At 46.1% G+C, this 20,655-nt stretch carries 18 protein-coding genes and 2 pseudogenes; 11 read left to right on the plus strand and 9 right to left on the minus strand.

Annotated features, from left to right (window positions below; all coding sequences use genetic code 11):
* Positions 1–102: 102 nt before the first annotated feature.
* Positions 103–1,806, minus strand: a complete 1,704-nt coding sequence (locus C0Q44_RS16850) for a methyl-accepting chemotaxis protein (protein WP_105408531.1) — start codon at positions 1,804–1,806, stop codon at positions 103–105.
* Positions 1,807–2,233: 427 nt separating this feature from the next.
* Here C0Q44_RS16850 and C0Q44_RS16855 point away from each other — a divergent pair, with 427 nt between their 5' ends.
* On the plus strand, positions 2,234–3,226 hold the full coding sequence (locus C0Q44_RS16855; protein ID WP_105408393.1) for an LCP family protein: 993 nt from the start codon (positions 2,234–2,236) through the stop codon (positions 3,224–3,226).
* A 173-nt stretch (positions 3,227–3,399) separates the two neighbouring features.
* Complete coding sequence (locus tag C0Q44_RS16860) at positions 3,400–4,647, plus strand: acyltransferase (RefSeq protein WP_105408394.1); 1,248 nt, start codon at positions 3,400–3,402, stop codon at positions 4,645–4,647.
* 437 nt (positions 4,648–5,084) lie between these two features.
* On the opposite strand, the gene C0Q44_RS16865 is transcribed toward C0Q44_RS16860, so the two are convergent.
* Positions 5,085–5,822, minus strand: a complete 738-nt coding sequence (locus C0Q44_RS16865) for a hypothetical protein (protein ID WP_105408395.1) — start codon at positions 5,820–5,822, stop codon at positions 5,085–5,087.
* Between the two features lie 220 nt (positions 5,823–6,042).
* On the opposite strand from C0Q44_RS16865, the gene C0Q44_RS16870 reads away from it, so the two are divergent.
* Complete coding sequence (locus tag C0Q44_RS16870; protein WP_105408396.1) at positions 6,043–6,990, plus strand: hypothetical protein; 948 nt, start codon at positions 6,043–6,045, stop codon at positions 6,988–6,990.
* 36 nt (positions 6,991–7,026) lie between these two features.
* Positions 7,027–7,287 carry an NHLP leader peptide family RiPP precursor gene (locus tag C0Q44_RS16875; protein WP_258166374.1) on the plus strand — a complete coding sequence of 87 codons (261 nt, stop codon included), beginning with the start codon at positions 7,027–7,029 and terminating at the stop codon, positions 7,285–7,287.
* 90 nt (positions 7,288–7,377) lie between these two features.
* On the opposite strand, the pseudogene C0Q44_RS16880 reads toward C0Q44_RS16875, so the two are convergent.
* Both C0Q44_RS16880 and C0Q44_RS16885 read right to left on the minus strand, forming a co-directional pair.
* Positions 7,378–9,275, minus strand: a pseudogene (locus C0Q44_RS16880) (ATP-binding protein).
* A gap of 155 nt (positions 9,276–9,430) precedes the next feature.
* Complete coding sequence (locus C0Q44_RS16885) at positions 9,431–9,712, minus strand: hypothetical protein (protein WP_105408398.1); 282 nt, start codon at positions 9,710–9,712, stop codon at positions 9,431–9,433.
* A gap of 144 nt (positions 9,713–9,856) precedes the next feature.
* Here C0Q44_RS16885 and C0Q44_RS30255 point away from each other — a divergent pair, with 144 nt between their 5' ends.
* The 3 genes from C0Q44_RS30255 to C0Q44_RS16895 all read left to right on the plus strand — a co-directional run bounded on the left by C0Q44_RS30255 (position 9,857) and on the right by C0Q44_RS16895 (position 10,798).
* The gene (locus C0Q44_RS30255) at positions 9,857–10,018 is read left to right on the plus strand and encodes a hypothetical protein (protein WP_181151036.1); all 162 of its coding nucleotides are present in this window, start codon (positions 9,857–9,859) and stop codon (positions 10,016–10,018) included.
* A 178-nt stretch (positions 10,019–10,196) separates the two neighbouring features.
* Positions 10,197–10,568, plus strand: a complete 372-nt coding sequence (locus C0Q44_RS16890; protein WP_105408399.1) for a hypothetical protein — start codon at positions 10,197–10,199, stop codon at positions 10,566–10,568.
* Positions 10,569–10,603: 35 nt separating this feature from the next.
* The gene (locus C0Q44_RS16895; protein WP_105408400.1) at positions 10,604–10,798 is read left to right on the plus strand and encodes a hypothetical protein; all 195 of its coding nucleotides are present in this window, start codon (positions 10,604–10,606) and stop codon (positions 10,796–10,798) included.
* Between the two features lie 84 nt (positions 10,799–10,882).
* Here the strand turns inward: C0Q44_RS16895 and C0Q44_RS16900 are convergent.
* Positions 10,883–12,096 (minus strand): annotated as a pseudogene (locus C0Q44_RS16900) (MFS transporter).
* 256 nt (positions 12,097–12,352) lie between these two features.
* On the opposite strand from C0Q44_RS16900, the gene C0Q44_RS16905 reads away from it, so the two are divergent.
* The 3 genes from C0Q44_RS16905 to C0Q44_RS16915 all read left to right on the plus strand — a co-directional run bounded on the left by C0Q44_RS16905 (position 12,353) and on the right by C0Q44_RS16915 (position 14,698).
* The gene (locus C0Q44_RS16905) at positions 12,353–13,003 is read left to right on the plus strand and encodes a peptidylprolyl isomerase (RefSeq protein WP_181151037.1); all 651 of its coding nucleotides are present in this window, start codon (positions 12,353–12,355) and stop codon (positions 13,001–13,003) included.
* 428 nt (positions 13,004–13,431) lie between these two features.
* The gene (locus tag C0Q44_RS16910) at positions 13,432–13,692 is read left to right on the plus strand and encodes a YqkE family protein (RefSeq protein WP_105408401.1); all 261 of its coding nucleotides are present in this window, start codon (positions 13,432–13,434) and stop codon (positions 13,690–13,692) included.
* Positions 13,693–13,903: 211 nt separating this feature from the next.
* Positions 13,904–14,698, plus strand: a complete 795-nt coding sequence (locus C0Q44_RS16915; protein ID WP_105408402.1) for an SDR family oxidoreductase — start codon at positions 13,904–13,906, stop codon at positions 14,696–14,698.
* 170 nt (positions 14,699–14,868) lie between these two features.
* Here C0Q44_RS16915 and C0Q44_RS16920 read toward each other — a convergent pair whose 3' ends face one another.
* Entirely contained in the window at positions 14,869–15,630 is a 762-nt protein-coding gene (locus tag C0Q44_RS16920; protein WP_105408403.1) for a YwaF family protein, read from the minus strand.
* Between the two features lie 319 nt (positions 15,631–15,949).
* On the opposite strand from C0Q44_RS16920, the gene C0Q44_RS16925 reads away from it, so the two are divergent.
* The gene (locus tag C0Q44_RS16925; RefSeq protein ID WP_105408404.1) at positions 15,950–16,924 is read left to right on the plus strand and encodes a ring-cleaving dioxygenase; all 975 of its coding nucleotides are present in this window, start codon (positions 15,950–15,952) and stop codon (positions 16,922–16,924) included.
* A gap of 168 nt (positions 16,925–17,092) precedes the next feature.
* On the opposite strand, the gene C0Q44_RS16930 is transcribed toward C0Q44_RS16925, so the two are convergent.
* From C0Q44_RS16930 to C0Q44_RS16940, 3 genes are all read right to left on the minus strand, one after another.
* Entirely contained in the window at positions 17,093–17,800 is a 708-nt protein-coding gene (locus C0Q44_RS16930; protein WP_105408405.1) for a stalk domain-containing protein, read from the minus strand.
* Between the two features lie 274 nt (positions 17,801–18,074).
* The gene (locus C0Q44_RS16935) at positions 18,075–18,920 is read right to left on the minus strand and encodes a hypothetical protein (RefSeq protein ID WP_105408406.1); all 846 of its coding nucleotides are present in this window, start codon (positions 18,918–18,920) and stop codon (positions 18,075–18,077) included.
* A gap of 198 nt (positions 18,921–19,118) precedes the next feature.
* On the minus strand, positions 19,119–20,396 hold the full coding sequence (locus C0Q44_RS16940; RefSeq protein WP_105408407.1) for a methyl-accepting chemotaxis protein: 1,278 nt from the start codon (positions 20,394–20,396) through the stop codon (positions 19,119–19,121).
* Positions 20,397–20,655: the final 259 nt, after the last annotated feature.

Consider the following 20,655-nt stretch of genomic DNA (forward strand, 5'->3'; position numbering starts at 1 on the left):
GCTTCTTATCGTAACAGTGACCATCCCTGCTAGATGAATGGCATTTCTAACCCATTGCCTGTGATGCACTGTACATCACGTTGTATTATGCTAACTCGAAAGTTACACTTTGAATTTGTTGATTTGCTCCTGCAACTCTTCTGCCATCTTGGATAAGTAGCTTGCGGATGAAGCAATCTCTTCCATCGAAGCCAATTGCTGCTGGGTTGCAGCCGATACATTGTGCACCCCGCCTGCGGCCTCTCCAGCAATGTTAGAGATCTGGCTCACATATCCTACAACTTCATTCGTACTTGCTGACATTTCTTCCGAACCTGCAGATACTTCTTGGATTTCACCAGCTACTTTGTTTGCCGCATCCGAAATCTGTTCAAATGCTTGTCCTGCCGCAGTAACCAACTCAATTCCAGCTTCCGTTTCACTGCTGTTCACTCTAACAGCCTGCACCGCATGATCCGTATCCTTTTGAATAAGCTGTACGATCTCTGAGATTTGTTGCGCTGATGCAGAAGATTCTTCTGCCAGCTTGCGCACTTCTCCTGCGACTACGGCAAAACCACGTCCATGCTCCCCTGCTCGCGCGGCTTCAATAGCTGCATTCAGTGCCAGAAGATTGGTCTGCCGGGCAATATTGTTGATCACCTCGGTAATCGTGCCAATCTCTGCGGAACGTTCCCCCAGCCCTGTAACCAAATCTCTCAGTGAAACAATGGAATTACGAACAGAATCCATCTGTTCAACGGCTTGCTGAATAATCACATTTCCTTCAGAGGATTGATTCGCTGCATCAATAGCAGATACGGATACACTTTGAGCAAGCTCGGCAATCTGTTCGGAACCGAGAGCCATCTCATTCATCGCCTGTGAAGAACGCTTCACAATATCTACCTGATCTGATGTTCCTACTGCCAATTCTTCAACCGTTTCGGATATCTGTTCCGATGCTTGGGTGTTCTGCTCTGCACTTGCAAGAAGCTCTTCCGATGAAGCCGCTACCTGCTCCGAAGTCATGGATACCGATTGAATCATCGCTCTCAGATTCCCCGTCATGGTATTGAAGGAAGTAGCCAGCGTTCCCAGTTCATCCTTGTTCTTGAGAACAATCGTCTCACCAGTGAGATCCCCATTGGCAATAGCCAAGGCTGCTTCATTCATCTTTTTGATCGGACGTGAAATGATGATTGCAATGAAGAACGCAATGAACACTGCGATCAATACGGCAAAAATCGTCACGGCCAATATCACATTAAATGTTTTCTCGGCAAGCACAACGGATTCGCTCGTTGCTGATTCCGATCCTTCATTCCCTAGACTGATCAGTCTCCCGATCGTGTCGTTGGCTGTATACCACATCGGATAGGCCTCCGTGTGCAGTTTGCTGGCCTCATCATAGTTATTTTTCAAACCCAGTTCGATGAATTTCGGCATTTCCACAAGATACGCGTCATAATTCGTACTGAACTCATCATACATTTTCATGGCTGCATCATTGCTCTCAATGTAGGTAAGCAACTGTTTGCGCTCATCCTCAATCTTGGTCAGAAGTAACTGCAACGCTTCATTTAACTTGGTGGTTTCATCTTCGTTCTGTTCAACAATTATAGCAAGCGCGATTCGCTCTACGTCTGACACATCGCCATTCATCTTGCCTAACAGACTTACACTCGGCATCCAGGTCTTATTCACAGCATCCGCTTTACCTGACATATTATGGATCTGTATTAGCGCATAGCTACTTACAAAAGCCAGCAAAATCACGACTGCGAGAAAACCAGTCAATAACTTGCCTCGAATCGTTAATTTCATTTTACCCAATGTGCTTCCCCCTGTGTCTTTCATGTTCCCACTCCTCAGCGCTTGACTAGTACATATTAATAGTATATCGACACCTATCGTCATGAATTGTAGGTATTGGAAATCGATTTCAAAAAATTTCAGGTAACTTCGGAAATAACGCATAATGAATCTCCATCTTTGGCTGAACCAGAGATAAGAGACTTCTATAATGGAACGAAACGATCGACCTTCTCCACGCACCCCGTTCAATTATGACCGAAAAATACACTAAGCATGTTCGGTTAGCAAATTGATTTTTCACACACGATACATACCAACCATTTGTCGAAGAATTAACTACATGACCGAACTTTCGAAATCAAAGAGGACATTTTTCTTTCTTTTTGTTAAACTAGTTGGGGTTACATATTAGTTCAATCACAGAAAGGTGAAGATTATGTTTAAGAAATGGTTATGGGGTACAGCCCTGGCCCTGGCACTTGCTGTCACAGGTGTCATTGTATATTACGGATATTCGATTGTTCATTTTGCCAATAACATCTCTACCACTTCCGGTACTTCATCATCCTCCTCTTCAGGCACTGACAACGGCTCTGACACTCCAACTACATCGATTCCCAGATGGGAGGGCCAGGAACGGGTTAACATTCTGTTGCTCGGCGGAGACTCCAGAGGTGAGGATGCAGGGCGTTCAGACTCTGTGATGGTCGCTTCCATTGACCCGGTCACCAAGAAAGCGCATCTGTTCTCTGTGCTGCGAGACACCTATGTCGCGATTCCAGGGCATGGCAAGAGCCGACTTAACGCGGCCTATTCCTATGGAGGTGCGGAGCTGACCAAACAAACCGTCAGTGATCTGCTCGGTATTCCCATTCAGCATTATATCTACACGGACTTTACGGGATTCATGGCACTCGTTGATGCTGTGGGCGGCATTGAGATCAATGTGGAGAAAGACATGTATTACACCAGTAAAGCGGATAAACACATGTACGATATTGACTTAAAAAAAGGGTTGCAACCTATGGACGGCAAGACTGCCCTTCAGTATGTTCGATTCCGGCATGATGCCACCTCGGATTTCACACGTACCGAACGGCAACGAATTTTCATGACGGAGCTGGCCAAGAAGATGCAGAGCACCACTTCTCTCTTCAAGATCCCTGATATTCTGGAAGCTGTCGCTCCTTATATTGAGACAGATCTTAGTCCAACCCAGATGTTAAAACTTGCATCACTTGGCTTCGACATTCATGTGAACGATATAGATCAGCAACAGATTCCGCCGAACAAACTGCTTACCAATGAACTCGCAGGCTCCGCTCAGGTGCTGGGTGTCAATGTAACCAAACTCCAGTCCTACATTCAGAATTTGTTTGAAGAAGATTCCATGTCCTCCGAGACTCCATCATCAGATGGACAGAACTAACCAAGCTTGAATTCGGAACACAGATGGTACATGGTAAGCCTGAGTACTATATCAACAGAAAAGACGGCCGAAGCCGTCTTTTTTTGTACCTATTTTCACCAATTCATACAGTCTTAATGTTTAACAGGTACCCTTAATAGGATGAACTCCGATCACAGAAGGGAGGATGACATATGAGAAAACCGCGAATAGCGGAATGGACCGAGCTGCGAGGCCTTGCCTTTTTGGCGATCGTCATGCAGCATAATATCGCTGAATATATCTATCGTGCCGATATTGAACAACCTGATTCCATTATGCTAACGATGATTTATCACCTGACCCGGTTCGGTACGCCTACGTTTGTATTTCTATCAGGTGTCATGCTATTTTACAATCACCGTAACAGCACACCGGAATATCCCCGCTTCATTCGGAAGCGATTTGGCGATATCTACATGCCGTTTGTCCTATGGACACTCATCTACTGGCTCGCTGTCCGTGTGTTCACACCAACGTTCTGGCAGGCGGGTATGCCGGATTTACGCAGTCTTGTTCGTGAACTGTTTGTCCCGCAGACGGGCTATCACCTCTGGTTTGTCTTGATGGTGTTCCAGTTTTATATGTTGTTCCCCCTGTTTCTGGCGGGAGCCAAATTCATTCAGGGACGTATCGAGAAGGCCACGCGCTTCACTCCCAAGCAGATCATCATGGTGCTGGTCCTCATTGCAGTCACAATGTACGCCTTACTTATGAAGTGGTCCTACTATAATATGGGCGGCTGGACAGAATCACTCTCTGAGCCTTGGTCAACGTTGCTGCAATATCGCTCCTATTCATGGGTTATGTACTGGTTCTACTTTCTGCTGGGTGCCGTCTGTGCCTGGTCCGTAGATAGCTGGAGAAGTTGGAGCACGAAGGTACTGCCCTGGACGATCTGTCTGTTTATAGGGATGTACATTTGGCTTGGATACGATGTGCTGCGTGGGTCTGGGGATGTTGTTAATCTGAATATTTCCACCTATTTGAAACCAACCACCTTCTTGATCATTATGGCTCAAATGCTTATGCTCTACGGCTTCCTTGTACTGATGCGTGGCAAAGATACACGGTTTCAGCGCCTGATTGCCTGGATTGGTCGCTATTCTTTTGGCGGATACCTGGTTCACGCACTGGTAATCTACGCGATCGCTTACGTAACCAGACCGCTTCAGCTTAGTGGATGGCATCTGCCCGTAACGTTGCTCTCATTCCTCGTAACGGTCGGTGCTGCTCTGGGGATTAGCTGGGCATTATCCAAGCTTCCTGGCTCCCGATTCACAGTAGGGTTAGCACGAAAACCACGGGTAAGCTCAGAGCTGCCTGCTACTGGTTCGGACCAAAGTAGATCACCTGAGCGAAGTCCCTCACATGGACACCATCGTAGTCCGGAAACCAGTTAGCCAGGTGAACCAAAAAGGGGTTGTCTCAGAAGGCTTCTTCCATACGCCTAAGCTAGTTAAGTTGGAACATCTTTAAATCTCTAAGCCATATAAGAGAGCCATGCCATGTTCTAAAGGATCTCTCACGCCTTATTTTAGTGATTTTGGAGAGGTGAGAAACGTAACGAATCTCAGCGACGCTATTTCATCCGAAAACGGCGATAAAAGGCGAATACACGCATAAAACATGAAAATAGCGCGTCTCCGATTCGTTACATTTTCAAATGGACTGAAATGCATCAAATAGTGTCACCTCAGTTCGTTAGCCAAAATGCTCGAATCATCTGCTGGAGTTCATGTGGAGCTAGAATAACAAGCGGCTCTTCCGAAAATTTCAACAACAAAACACGAAAGGGACAAGGCAGAATGAATCTCTGCTTCGTCCCTTAACCCCTTCTTTACTTCACTTCGGTCGAAGTGGATCTTCCCGGAACAGGTTCCTGAGAACCCGGCGCCGAATGAGCGCCACCTTTCTGATGAACGAACCTTTTCAGATCACCCGTCAATTGTTCCTTTAACTTGTCCACCAACTGTGTTTCGTTAATGCCTTTTGCTTGGGCAATCTCAGCCAGAGACTTCCCGCTCTGGAGCTGCTCGTGCAGTTGAGCGGGTGTGACACCGATAAAACGTGCGATAGCTCCCTTATCTAGCATAGAACGTTTGCCATGGTGGGTAAATTCACGCCGTAAATCCCGCAGTGGGGTATTCATGACCTTTTTCAACTTCGTATCCATATCTGCCTTGGCAGCTGCAGCTTGTTCCTTGGTGAGACAACCTTCTTCTACAGCTTTATCGAGACGCTGCGCAAGGGTAGGCTTCAACTTCTGTAATAACTGTTCCTCACTAAGTCCTTTACGCTCTTTCGCAATCTGGGTTAGTGTTTGGCCCTGCTCCATCTGTTCTTTCAGATCCCTAAGCCCAATCCCAAGCAGGCCTGCCGTTTCACCAATCATAAACAGTCCGTGTCCAGCCTGCATGCACGGCTTCGCTTGTTCGCTGGAGGAAGAAGCTCTGGACGAATCATCCTGTACCTCAGCCCGAACAGCCGGATCAGCATATACCACCTGCCCTGTTGCTACTGTTATGAATATGGCTGCCAATCCAGCTGACATCCACGTTTTCCATTTCATTTTCATTTGTCTACCACCTTTCCTGTGTCGAAAATCCTGTGCCTTCCTAGTTTCAGCCTAAAATCCACTTTTTTATGCCATAAAATACAAAATGTCATCATTTTTCTCACAAATGATCACAAAAAATCCTATTTTTTTCAGTTAATTTCCGCTATACTGAATGTAACTTCATGAGCTAATCGAATAGTCCTTAAACACCTTATCGCAGGAAGGACGATATGTAACGATGCGAAGAGAATGGTTAGATCCATTTACATCCGATGTGGAGGTCGTGTTCGCTTCGGCGGAGCAAAATCTGCGGAAGTATCCTGAACCTCTTGCAGGACATGCATTGGAACAACTTTATTTGCTCAATCCCTTATTACGCGATTCAGGGCACAGTTATATCGGGTACATCCTTCCACTCTGGATGCAACACTCGGATGGACTATCCCAAGAAAGCGCACATCAACTGAGTACAGCCTGCCTCATTCACATGTTGTATTTCCTGAATCAGGACGATGTGATGGATGAACTACCTGAGGATACCACACTGAAGTTATCCCTGGGTAATCTATACTACATGGATGCACTTCAATCCTACGCAGAGTTATTCGATCTTTCCTCCACATTCTGGACGTATTTCAGACAATATGTTGTGGATTGGGCTGTCAGTGTCACTGGCGAGCATTCCGTTGATTATTTCCAACTCAATCCCTTGTTGATTGCGCAGAAAGCCGCTCCTCTACTGATTGGAGCTACAGGTGCACTAATTCTGCTGAGACAGCCCGACCGGGTGATCCCGTTATGCTCTGCCATCAACATCACACTCATGACACTCCAGATGACCGATGACTTCACAGACACGAATCAAGATGCTGTGCACGGAAATTACAACAGCTATCTCTCTCACATATCCGCAGCATTGAATCATAACTATCCCGCTCATCCTCTTAGCGAACGTGTACATGACAATGTATACAACACTCAAATGATGAACTCCTATGTAGACATTGCCAATCAATATAACCGTACATTAACATCTTCTAACTTGGGAATATCGCATCTAGAAGCGTTTAATTCTTATTTGTGCAGCACATTGGTACAAGCTGTTCAGGAGATTACACAGCGTAAGAAACAGCTCCTACAAGGCGGGTTTCATCACTGGATCAGCGATCGACAGCTGGGATTCTGAAGATAAGAAATAGGCTGATTCAGTTTAATTTCAAATATGAAGGGAATGTTGACGATGATGGTATCAGAGAAAACGTTGCATGAGGATATTATTGAAAAGGCTTGGACAGACAAGCATTTCAGACAGCAATTGCACGCCAATCCGAAGCAGGCACTTCGTGAAGCATTCGGTATTGAAATTCCCGAGCACATTCAGGTACGTACCGTAGAGGAACGGCAGAATGATTATGTTCTCGTTATACCGCCGAACCCTGCAAAGGTCAATTATGATGTGAATTGCGGACCGTGGAGGAACTAACACGGGTAAACTAGCCTTGTAGTATAAGAAATCATTGTAAAAAATCAGGGGTAGGAACAAAAAAAGCCGCTGTATCCTTCTGGGAGTTCGTCATTCGACGAACTCGGCAAAAGATACAACAGCTTCCGTTCCTACCCCTTTGGTACTTGTAAAGCTGATCTGCCCTTGCATGGCTTCAACAATCCGGAATGTAACCATCATGCCAAGGCCTGTACCTTTAATTTTATTGGAGAAATAAGGTTCCCCAGACGGGAAAGTGCTTCCTCATCCATACCTTCTCCGTTATCCCGGACATGCACCTTAATCATTCCATCCTGCTTATACGCCCATATATCAATCTGACCTTGTCCCTGTAGAGCTTCGATACTGTTCTTGATTATATTGATAAAGGCCTGCTTGAATTTTGAAGAGTTCCCCCGGATTATCAGGTCCGGCGGAATGTCGGTTGTAATTTTGCCACCTTCCAGATTAGCCATAGGCACAAGAATACCTTCGATATGATTGAATTCATCCGAGATATTTAACGAGATAATATGGTCAAACTCCGGTTTGGCAAATGTAAGAAAGTCTGTAATGATGCCCGAAGCCCGATCCAGTTCCTCCAGTGCAATTCGAACATACCCCTTATTTTTGTTGTCTTCCTGTTCTGTCATCAGTTGCAGGAATCCTCTTGTCACCTGAAGCGGATTACGCACTTCGTGGGCAACGGAAGCCGCCAGTTCACTAATAATCTCCATCTTCTCGGATCGCTGCAACTCATTATTGAACAACTCCAGTTCCTTCGAGTACTCCAGAACTTTCGTGTGTTTTTCGGCAAAACGACTTCCGAGAATGGCAATTAACGAGATGACAAAGGCAACCATGGACCATTTCCACCATAACAGATGATACGAACCATTCCGCTGATAGTACCACAACAGTTCAGCCACACTAATCAAGGCAAAGGTCCCGAACCCCGTCGCGAGCAGCATCGCTTCACGATTGCGTTGTAGCGCTTTGGCGATGGTTCCAATGAATAGAATCGTCAGCAGAATGACCAGAACGATACCAACTACACGCTGTACGAGCAGATTGTAGAGTACATCCCATTGTCCTCCTGTAACAATATAGATAAACAGAGAGAACACCGCGACAATCGAATATATGAATTGTATTTTTCGTAGTTTGGTGAAGATTCCATGTAGTCCCGGCCCGATAATCTGTTCAAAAAAATAACAGAGCGCAGGCATGCCGAGCAGCATAGCCAAGTCAAATACGACGGAATACAGGTCACCATACACCTGATAGAACGTATACAAAAATTGCGAGTACGTGATAATCATCGTTCCGATGGACCCCATCACAATACATAGCGAGATCCACAATCCCTTGTGGAATTTGCCCAAGAAAAACGTGCAGCTTAGCATCGTAATTGCTGTGAATACAAATGTCGCGCCCAAGATCACATCAATGAGCCCGTTATGAATATATTGCTCCTGCAACATGGAATAGGGGCCAACTTCAACGATCCCTTGTATTCCTAAACGGCCTTTCTCATTTTGCGACCATACATAGAGCGTGTCACCTGAATTATCACCTGATAAGGGCAATAACACCGCATTATTATCATAATTGTAATGGTAGTTCTCATAGACTTTACGATCTTCCAAATAGATAACAATGTGGTTACCCTTGATGTTCCCGAATCGAATGGCCGAACTTTCCTCATTTAATTCAGGGATGGTCAGGCGAGTCCATAAGGAACTCATACGATCAGTATTGCTATACTTCAGCTTATCAACACCCTGCTTCTCCCATATCTCGTCTGCTCCCGCAACTTCACTGATGAATCCCTGATCGTCTACGTTCCCCCATTTTACTTCCCATCCTGTAATGGATACAGGTTGCTTAGCCTCTCCTGTAGTTGCAAAGACTATCCCGTGCGGCATGCATAGAATAACCATTACACTCATCCATAAGATGATGATAGCTTTGGGCACATTTTTCATTCACAGCACCTCAAAGTTCTTATTTTCCCAATCTTTACATTCTCTCATCTATCATTCGCCACAGTTTGTCACGTCACCTTCTTGGGATACATGAAAATTCACATTTAAGTAGATTTATAGATTTATTTCCATTTTATTGTTAAAATCCAGTCCGATTATTCACGAAGGTCTTCGAATTGATTTTCAATCATTTCACGTTCCTTCTGCTCAACCAGGTTGCGAAATTCAAGCCATTGCTCCGTTTCTTCATCATCATAGATGGTCCATATGTCGGAGAAAACGAAATCCCGCAACTGGACCACGTGTCCGGACCATATGCCACCTACCCAGAACAATCCATCCGGACGACGGATGACGGTACGGGAGAAACCGGGTGTGGACGCCTTTTGCCCTATACGGATGCGTGTAATCATATTCCCCAGTGTGAACCAGTCCACCTGAATCCCTCCCTTACATACTCATGCTTCATCATAACATAGGCAAAACATGAAAAGCTGCAAAAACGGTAGCTGCGTTTCAATCCGTTCCTTCATGTGTAATGGTTTCTCAAAGCAAACACAAACGCTAAGGAGATGATACCAATGAATGAGCCACATCGCACTGTTGAGGTAGAACATAAGGATATTCAGCATAAATCAGATTCAAGTATGGTCGCTTCCACATTTATTAAATATGCCGCTTATATCATTATCTTTTTTGGATTCCTATACTTCTTGGTGAAGTATGTATTCCCGAAATTTTAAGGCATTCATAGCGTAGCGAACACTCGGGGATACTAATCTGGACAAGATTACAACATACGCTGTTTGGGTAACTACAGGGTAAGGAGCCTTCACCAATAGAAAGCTACTGAACAACTACTTGTATATGCCATTCAATAATCGAAATCAGATATAACTCATACGAAAGGAAGTGCTACTTATGTCTGACAGACCTATCAGTAATGAAGAGAGCGACCGCCATTATGACCGTTATCAGAGGTCCCGTGATATTCCACCGGAGACAGCAGTTCCAGAAGGTGACATGGATACCTTTGACGAAGTTTCCGGCAGAAGAATCATAACGGAGGATTCGGATCTGCCGCTAATAGCAACGACGAATGCGGAAGAACCGGAACTGGATTCACGTTTGGCGGAGACGCCGCTGGAATCCGTACCGGATGCAGATGTTCTGCAACCCAACAGTCCCGTTGATCCAGCTGCACCCGATCCAGATGCGCTGCATGGTACAGATCTGCTCAATGGTGCCGGAGCGGACGCGAAACCGGAGAATGACATACCACCACGTCGCTAGTTGTAATCACATCCTGTATGAGGAGGTGCATCCCGATGAAGGAAGATCGGCCAAAACCTGTGCATGAACCCGACAATCTCGTAACCGAACGGGATATCGATCCCGACTTCGGACTGTTCACGGAAGACTCCTTTCCCGAAGCACTCGAAGATGAGGATCAACGCGACGCGGTCCAACATGCCATTCCCAAAGAGAAGGCCTCTCCTAAGCCCTCTTCGGATGACCATTAAATCCGTAGTAGATTTAAAAAAGATGACGTCTGTATCTACAGCGTCATCTTTTCTTTGCCTTTATGTTCACTTTGTGAGGGCTACTCACTGCTTCTCAGAAGCCTTGCCCGCTCCCGGCAACTTGTGCTCCAATCCCGACCACTTCGCGACAAGGGCAGTGATCAAGAGTGCAATTCCATTAATGATAAAAATCCAGCGAATCGGTAGCCAGCCACCGAGAACACCACCAATGATCGGCCCCGCCATCGTACCGATCTGAGCAGCCGACTGATTCAGACCGAAGGCTCTCCCCTGAACTCAGGCGCAGTGACCTGCACAATCATGGAATTGATAGCTGGAAATACAGCCGCGAAGAATAGACCGTACACAAATCTTAATATGCCGAATCCGATATACCCTGTTGTAAAGAACTGTAGCAGATTCCCCACTGCCCCACCTACGAGTCCAATGATCAGCACTTTGCCAAATCCAATCCGCGAACCAATCCTGCCCCAACGCGGCGCCATAATGACCGTGGCTACACCCACCGCCGAGAAAATAATACCCGAACTAAGTGAGGCACGATCCGGCTGAACCCCCATCTCCATCACATAGACCGTCAATAGTGGCTCCAGAATCATCACGGAGAACGTACATATGCCCATCATGCCAAGCACCGTCATAAACAAACGATTCGCTCTGGCTTCACGGATATCATCCATGACGTGGGAACGCGGCTTGTTCCGGTTGAAGTTCTCCTCTTTTACCCAGAAGGTTGCGATAATCGCTGAGACCAGCACTACAATGGCCGAAAATAAAAATGCGTTCCGGTTACCATAATAGTGGCTAACAACGCCACCAATTAACGGCCCGATAATACCGCCTGTCGCTCCCGCAGTAGACATGATACCGAGTGCATACCCTGTCTTCTCCTCAGGCGTATTCGTTCCCACAAGGGCAATCGCCGCAGGAACAAATCCGGCAAGCAGACCCTGAAACAATCGAACAACGATCAGCGAATAGGGGTCCTGCACAAAATAATTGATTAAATACAAGATCGCAAGGCTGTATCCCGACCGGATCAGCATTGGCTTGCGTCCGTATTTGTCAGCCAGTGACCCCCAGAAGGGAGACACGAGCGCACTCGCAAGAAATGTAATACCGAAGGCCAGTCCTGACCATAACTCCAGATGATCTCGAATCCCCAGATCATTGCTTAGGAACAAGGGTAGAAATGGGATCGAAATCGAATAGGAAGTGCTGCAAAAAAATACACCAATCCACAATATGACTAGATTGCGCTTCCACGAGAAGTCCATATACCCGCACGCCCTTTCCGTTACTGACGTCGGGACTGCCGTGTATTGGAGCGGACGGAACAGACCCGTACGTCCCTGTTGCGGAAGCATTTTCCTTATTTTACACCCATGTCCCTATGAAGACCATCCCCTGTTCACCCCATCCACACGTATTGCATTGCCATCTTGTCCATATAAACGGTATGATAGTTGAAGAAATATCCACACGATATTTGGAGAAAATATATGATGCAGAGATGCAAGGAGGAACGTTTTCATGTCTTTAAGGTGGAGAAAAAACACAGTAGTTTCGCTGGTTCTCGCGATGCTGCTTATCGTCATTAGTGGTTGCGGACGCCCTTCAAGTGGCGCTGCGGATACACCAGCTCCGGTCGAACCTACCGGTCCTAATCCAGTTGCTACCATTGAAATGGCAGATGGTCAGAAGATTGTCATTGAACTATACCCCGAAATTGCCCCCAATACAGTGAACAATTTCATTTCACTTGCGAATCAAGGGTTCTATGACGGTACGATCTTTCACCGTGTTATCCCAGGCTTCATGATCCAGGGTGGGGATCCGGACGGGAACGGTAAGGGTGGTCCAGGCTATGCTATCAAGGGTGAATTTACATCCAACGGTCACAAGAATCATCTGAATCATACTCGGGGAGTCATTTCCATGGCGCGTAAATCGGATAATCTGGATTCGGCAGGCTCCCAGTTTTTCATCATGTTAGCTGATGCTGATTATCTGGATAACGCATATGCTACTTTTGGTAAAGTGACCGAAGGCATGGAGGTTGTGGATGAGATTGCAGCTCAAGAAATGGGTGCAAACGATAAACCGGTTACCGATCAGGTCATGAAAAAAGTGACCGTAGATACCCATGGTCTGGAATATCCAGAACCAGTTAAGATGCCTTAATAACGAGCAAAACAAACAAAAGCTCTGTCCTGTGCGAATTTCGCAAGACAGAGCTTTATTTAATGATAACGGTCTCATACATGACTTTATATAAAATGACCTCATCCGGCATCATCCTCAATACATCCATCCCATCAAACGTAACCAGCCGATAATCGCAATCCATAACGGACAGCTGAAGGCAACGCCCCATGCAAGCCCTTTCAGTAAACTACGGTTTACTTCCACGAACAACGACTCCTTTCTCCAGGGAATAGTCGCAGTATCGGTATTATTATATGATTTTATAACCATTTTCATTCGCCATGCAACCCTCGTTTTCCTGCTTTTGTTCCGCAGATTCATGGAATGAATTACAGGAACCTGATATACTATGACTACTGTACGATCAATGGAACCTGATTCATGTTTGGAAAGGAGATTTTCCTATGGCAAAATCCAAAAAGCACACCCCTGCTCCCAAAGCAGCAGCACAGGATAAACCGACGACACTGAAGGATCTGTTAAGCAGTGATGTATTGGAGAAACTGAAAGCACAGGCTGATGAAGCCAAGGCTGCCGAGGCACAGCGCAAAGAGCAGGAACGCCAGAAGGCAGATGAAGCTCGCCAAGCGGAGCAGAAGCGACGGGATAACGATTTCGAATATTTGCTCAATAACAGTGCGATGGACTGGAAGAAGCATAAGTAAGGAATGGGCATGATTCCAGGGAAAGGGAACATCACTCCTCCCCATGCCAAAATCATATTACAGCAGACCAAGTATAAGATGATCTTCCCACAGAACAGGGCCGCGTTGCGGGCCTGTTCTTTTGATATAGACACATATGATTCACCAGTCTTGAGCCGGGTATGTAGAAGTAGAAGGTACAACGATAATCTATACCATGGAGGGATCAGAGATGACTGAACAACGTTTGGAAGGCAAAGTGGCGATCGTAACCGGAGGTGGTTCGGGCATTGGTCAGGCTACCGCCATTCGATTCGCCGAGCATGGAGCCAAAGTGTATATGCTGGATCGTACCCCGGAGAGTGCGGAGGACACCAAACAGACGATTGAACAGGCTGGCGGAGAAGCGTATGTGATCGAATGTGACATTTCCAAACCGGACCATGTGCAGAAGGCGATCAATCAGGCCGCAGCAGAAGCGGGGAAGCTGGATATCATATTTGCGAATGCTGGTATCAACGGAACGATGGCTCCGATTGAAACGATGACCATCGAGGACTGGGATCAAACGATGGATATCAATATGCGCGGAACATTTGCTACCGTCAAATACGCCATCCCCCATCTGAAAGAACAGGGTGGCAGTATCATTATCACGAGCTCCATTAACGGCAATCGGGTATTCTCAGGAATTGGATTCTCTGCATACGCTTCCAGCAAAGCCGGACAAACAGCCTTTACTAAGATGGCTGCACTGGAGCTGGCTCGTTACAAAATCCGCGTAAATGCCGTATGCCCAGGTGCCATCGATACCAACATTGATGATAACACCTATCCATCGGATGACCTGAAAGAAGTGCAGATTCCGGTTGAATTCCCTGAGGGTCATGAAAATCCGCTCAAGGGTGAACCTGGAACGTCGAAACAAGTGGCCAATCTGGTTCTGTTTCTTGCTTCCGATGAAGCCTCCCATATCACAGGTACACGTATCTACGTCGATGGTGCGGAATCTCTGCTCCGCGGATAGACATCAAAGTTCGAGTTGCCCCATTGCCGGGACAACACCAAACATCCCGCAATGAATCTGGATGGACCAGATGGCTGCGGGTTGTTTATGTATTATAGAAGCACTGCCCAACCCGCTATTGCGGCAATTGGTTGCAAATAGTCCTGCAATGGACCACTTGTCGTTTTAATTTATACCGCGGAGCTTTTGCCCTTTTTCACACGATGGTTCAAACGGTCTGGAATGGCAAATAACAGAACGTACAGTAGCGAGAACAGGACCAGCGCCAGCACCTCTTCACCGAGGATGTACATAGGGTATGGACCAAGCATATCAAGGACTGAGGCTGTATTCGGCTTGTGTCTCAGGAACATGTAATTTGCATCAAGCATGACATCTACAACATACACGAACAGTGCTGCCACATTGACAAATATCATCGAACTCACCACAGATCTCCAGCCTGGACGCAGCTGTTCCACCCACGTCATATAGAGTAAAGCCAGAATGATACAGGCATGAGCGACAAAAAATTGAACGAATCGAAAATGTGCATAAGCATAACCCAGATTAGGTGTCAGGATCGCCATAAGGGCTCCAGCTATACCTGCAAACAGCAGTGCAGAATGTAACCATCGACTGCGTGTCAGTAGTAATAGCGCGGATAGTAACAATGACAGACTGCATAGTTCGAGTGGCAGTGCAGTCTTCAGACTCCATACCCCTCCGTACACGTACCAGAGCTGAAGCGCAATTTCGCAGCCGAACATCATACAGGCCAGAACAATTCGCAGCGTGCGGCGTGTCCTCTCAGACCATGAACGAAGCCGGTGTCGAAGCAAAAACATTAATATCATTAACGCTGAAATGAGGCTAATTGCAACGATATGTGAACTGGAGAACAGGATAAAAGGCTCTGCATCATACGGGTCCAACCATGGTGGATACGCCATGCCTCTCTTCTCTCCTTATGAAATTGATTCTAATGTTAACTTTTTCATTTTGCCATTGAATGAATATGCTGTCCAGTTGGAATTCTAAATAAGGATTGTAATTTAAATATCTTTATGTTAAGATAATTTCAGAACCAAGACAAACTAAAAGTTAGTAACTTTCTTAACAAGGATAATATAAAATGTACTCAACATATTGTTCAACTGAACATTTACACAATGACGGAGAGCATAATAGCAATCGGAAGGTTGTTCTGTCATCGAAGTGCCCGTGTAAATCATCATAGTTGAACTTATAACCGAACTAGGAGGAATTATTATGCAAATCAAAGGACTTCACCACGTATCCGCCCTGACAGCACATGCCGATCAGAACTATCGTTTCTACACTAATATCATGGGTCTTCGCCTGATCAAGAAAACGGTCAACCAGGACGATGTGTCCGTCTACCACCTCTTCTATGGTGATGAGAAAGGGAATCCGGGCACTGAACTCACTTTCTTCGAGATTCCAATGGCGGGACAGACCCGTGAAGGCGTGAACAGCATATCAGCAACGTCACTGCGTGTTTCAAATGATCAGGCACTTACGTACTGGCAACAGCGTTTTGACGAATTTGATGTTTCTCATGGAGAGATTGTTGAACGAGGCGGTCGGGCCACACTCGCGTTTACGGACTTTGAAGGACAACGTCTGATTCTGGTCTCGGATGAACATAATTCTGGCGTCGCTGGAGGTACACCATGGGATCAGAGTCCTGTACCTGCTGAGTATGGCATTGTAGGCTTGGGCCCTATCCATCTTACAGTCAAAGACGCCTCCCTTACCGCTCCGGTTCTTACCGAATTGCTTGGTTTCAGAACCAAAGGAAGCTACCCTGCCTTCACCCCAGGTCAACCTGATGTACTTGTCTTCGAATCAGGTGAAGGTGGTAGCGGCTCCGAGGTGCATGTGGAAGAACGTAATGACCTTGCGCAAGAACGTCCTGGACGTGGCAGTGTGCACCATGTTGCATTCCGTGTAGACAACGAGGAAGAACTGAAACAATGGGTGGAACGGGTTCATAACTTCCAATTCCCAAGCTCCGGTTTTGTAGACCGCTTCTACTTCCGCTCCCTGTATTTCCGTGAAGCAAACGGAATCCTGTTCGAACTGGCTACCGACGGCCCAGGTTTCGATACAGATGAGGAAATGGCGCATCTGGGAGAGTCGCTTGCCTTGCCTCCGTTTCTTGAAGGTCGCCGCGCCGAGATTGAAGCCAATCTCAAACCGCTGGACACCGTTATCCGCTAACCGGATCAGGCTTCGCATTTTCTGAACAAATTATATGAATTTCAAAAGTAAATAACAAAAAGTAAAAACGATTATCGCAATGCATTCCGGACGTGATCCAGTTGCTGCATTGCTGATAATCGTTTTTTTATTTGATGAATTTTATTGATATCATTTATTTTATAACACTTATTTGGTCAGATACGATGTTGTAAGAGGCACAAACAGGGACGAACCCGGATCTTCTTCCACGATCTCAACAAAAATAGCCTCAGTGCCTGATACATCCACGTCCAGGCTTACCAAGCCGCTTCCCGGCGATATACTCAGCTTCTTGAGAACCGTATTGTCCTGGTTGATCACCTGTATCTCCTGATTACCTTTAAGAGCAGCCAGTTCCAAATGCAGGGAAGAATACTTTTTGCCCGTCATGATCTGGAAGTCGTCCCCTTGCTTCACAGAGTCTGTGTGCAAATATACATCCTTATAATCCTTGCCCTTGTAAGAAGTATCCGCAGGATCTTTGGTGTGCCATGCCGATGTTCCCAGCACAGAGGTTCCGAGTGAACTGAGTGTCAGTTTATTGGTTTCCGATGGGGCAGATCCGTTATTGCTACCGATTAACACCGAAGAGCTTGCACTGTCATATGTGATCTCTGTCCCCAGTAATGAACCGACGGCACGTACAGGCAGATACGTCGTTCCGTTATAGGTGATCGGCAGCACCGTTTTGCCATTTGCATCTTTGGCTGTCACCGTAGCACCATTCATTTTCAGCGTAATCTTGCTGTTCAGATAGGCTTTAATCTGTTCCAGCCCTGTTGTTGCGAGTGCACCTGTTCCAATCCCAAAAGTTAATGTGCCTACCATTAAACCCAGTACAACCTTCTTCTTCATCAAAATCCCTCCTGAACGTAAAATGAGTTGTCCTTTATACATTTAAACGACTAAATTGTTAATGTCAATTGTTTCCTACGTTTTTAGTACACATTTCCTATCTCTGGGTAGCACAAAACGAGGCTGTATGTCCCGATTTTTTCAGCCTCGCCCTTTTCTCGCTGTCCATATAGGCAGAAAGAGAAATATTCTGTTCAGATGCTCACTGCTAGAACTGCACATTCACCACGAGAACTGCCCATCCCCGCCACACTGCAATGTCTACACGATGTTATCAATCAAAGGATTCATAGTATTCCTCTTCATACTCTTCCATGCTGTACTTCAGTTCTACAGCTTTCCATTCGCCATCTTGATACGCATAAGCGAATGTCAGATCACCAGCATATAGTCCTAAACCATAAGATCCTGCTGCTGATACGACAATCTGACCATCCTCCACACTGTAATAGGTCACTCCACCGAATCCCAACTCTTCGTTATATATGCCACCACTCGTGTCTTCCTCGATCTGTGAAGGCTGTGCTTGTACTCCATCAACGGCGACATCAACAACCACACGGTCTGATCTAACCGTAACTTTGGACTCCACATGTTGCTTCACAATCTCGTCCAGAGATTGCATCTTCATCTCTTCCAGCGTTACCGAATCAATAATGCGGGCTTGCCCTTTATATATTCCTGTTCCATGACCTTCTGTGTACAGAACAACAATCTCTTTCTGTCCGTCTCCGTTCAGATCCAGCTCGTGTACTTCGGGTTTGTAAGACCCGCCTTCTCCCTGCCATTCACTGAATTCTCGCGACTTGCCATTCACTTCCAAAATCATTCCGTTATATATATATCCTGAACCCTCGACTTTCATAGGGTATACTCTGACGTTCTCATTCTCTGGAGCAATCGAAACATATTCCTCTTTCACAGGAATGGATCTCTGTGTTGTCTTCGCGGTGTCATGCATTTGTTCTATATTGGAAGCCTCGACCACTTCGGTCTGGCTGGATTGATCATCTATGTTAAGCTGTTTTTGCGATTCATTCATGGTTCTGGCAGCTGAAGTTGTACTAATCGTAGCTACCGCCAAAATAATCATCAGCAGGATACCTGTCCAAGTTTTCAATATACTGGGCTCCTTCATCTGTTGTGATACTTCTATTATATCTTCATTTATCGCCCGCAAGTTGCGAATTTGTTAATGTTTCATAAAATAATCTTTACAAATTTTTATTTCCACGAAAGAACGTTCGGCTTTAACCATAATAAGCAAATTCCCAAGTCTAATCCTTCCCCGAAAACCAGAAAAAATTCCGAACACAGCTCAAGGCTGCATCCGGAATGCTTTGGTTTTGTCCATTAACCGATCTGTTAACTGTCTCAGCTCCTCAGCTGAGGATGAAATCTCCTGCATGATGGCCGTCTCTTCATGTGCGGCATCCATGATTCGTCTCGCCTCATCCGAGAATGATCCGGCTTTACCCTGGATCTTCTTCACATGACCATGCGTTTGCTCTACCCGGCCTGTCTGTTCTGCAATCTTGGAACCGATATCATGGGCACCCTTCATAAAGACTTCAACCGTGCCTGTCAGTTCGTGCAACGTCTGATCCACCGAGATGGTCCGCTCTGATTCATTAACCACCAGCCCATGCTGTTCGTGAGTCAGTTGTGCTGTCTCTCTGATCCGTTGCTGCACACGGCTGATCAGCTCATTAATCCGATGCACCGATTCCTTGCTCTCGTCTGCCAGCTTGCGGATCTGCTGTGCCACGACTGCGAAACCTGAACCTTCTTCGCCAGCTCGCGCTGCCTCAATGGAAGCGTTCAGGGCGAGTAGCCCTGTTTCCTCAGCAATATTCTTGACAGACAGGGTAATCGCTTCGATATCGGACGCTTCCTTCTCCAGCAGCAGCATAATGTCACGGGAACGATGATGAGACTCGGCCAGTTCGTCCATTCCTTTCATCAGCGAGGAGAAGGTCTGTTTGGTATGATCCACCGACCGTTCCATCTGGCCAGACATCTCTGTCATGCCCATGGACTGGCTATGCATACGCTGGAAATCGTTCAACATCTCATCCGCTGTGATCAGGGACTGGGAGGATGTGACCTTCTGCTCTTCAACACCCACAGCAATATGATCCACCGCTTCCGACATCATCTCGATCTGTTCGGCAGCTTGGGTAATTGCAGCACTTAGAGCCTGGGCGTTCTGTGATGTTGTCCGTGTACTGTCCGCAATATCGTTCACAATACTTCTCAGATTAGAAACCATTACACGAAAAGCATCATATAATACAGTAAGTTCATCCTGTGTACGCCGCTGTGGAATCTCGGTCGTCAGATCCCCGGATGAAACTTGTTGTGCCGCACGGGACAGATCAACAATCGGACGAGTCAGCCAGCGAGAGGCGAACCATCCCAGAATCCCGTTCCAACACACCCCCATCAGCAGAATGATGGAGATATATAACCAGCTTGGTATATCAAGTGAAATCCAGTCTTTTACAAAAAATATAAAAAGGCCGCTAGTTCCGTATGTAATAATTGAGATCAGTACCAAACCCGCGACAGTCTTTGCGCCTATAGTCCATTTCATATTTACACCCCGTAGTCCTTTTTTCCTATTTTACCAATCATTAACCAGATATCATGTGACATATATCACTGAAAACGCTCTATTTCCCAATGACCAGCGGTTCATGCATGACTTCTATACCATAAAGCTCATAATGAATAAGACAAGCTATGCCCCCTTGAATGATGAACTGCGTGTAAATTAAATCCCTAATTTTAATTATTATCGGCAAATCATGCAAAATGATTTAGCTTGGCATTCATTTTGCTTAAATGATATA

It is taken from the genome of Paenibacillus sp. PCH8 (assembly GCF_002968835.1).
Lineage (GTDB): Bacteria > Bacillota > Bacilli > Paenibacillales > Paenibacillaceae > Paenibacillus.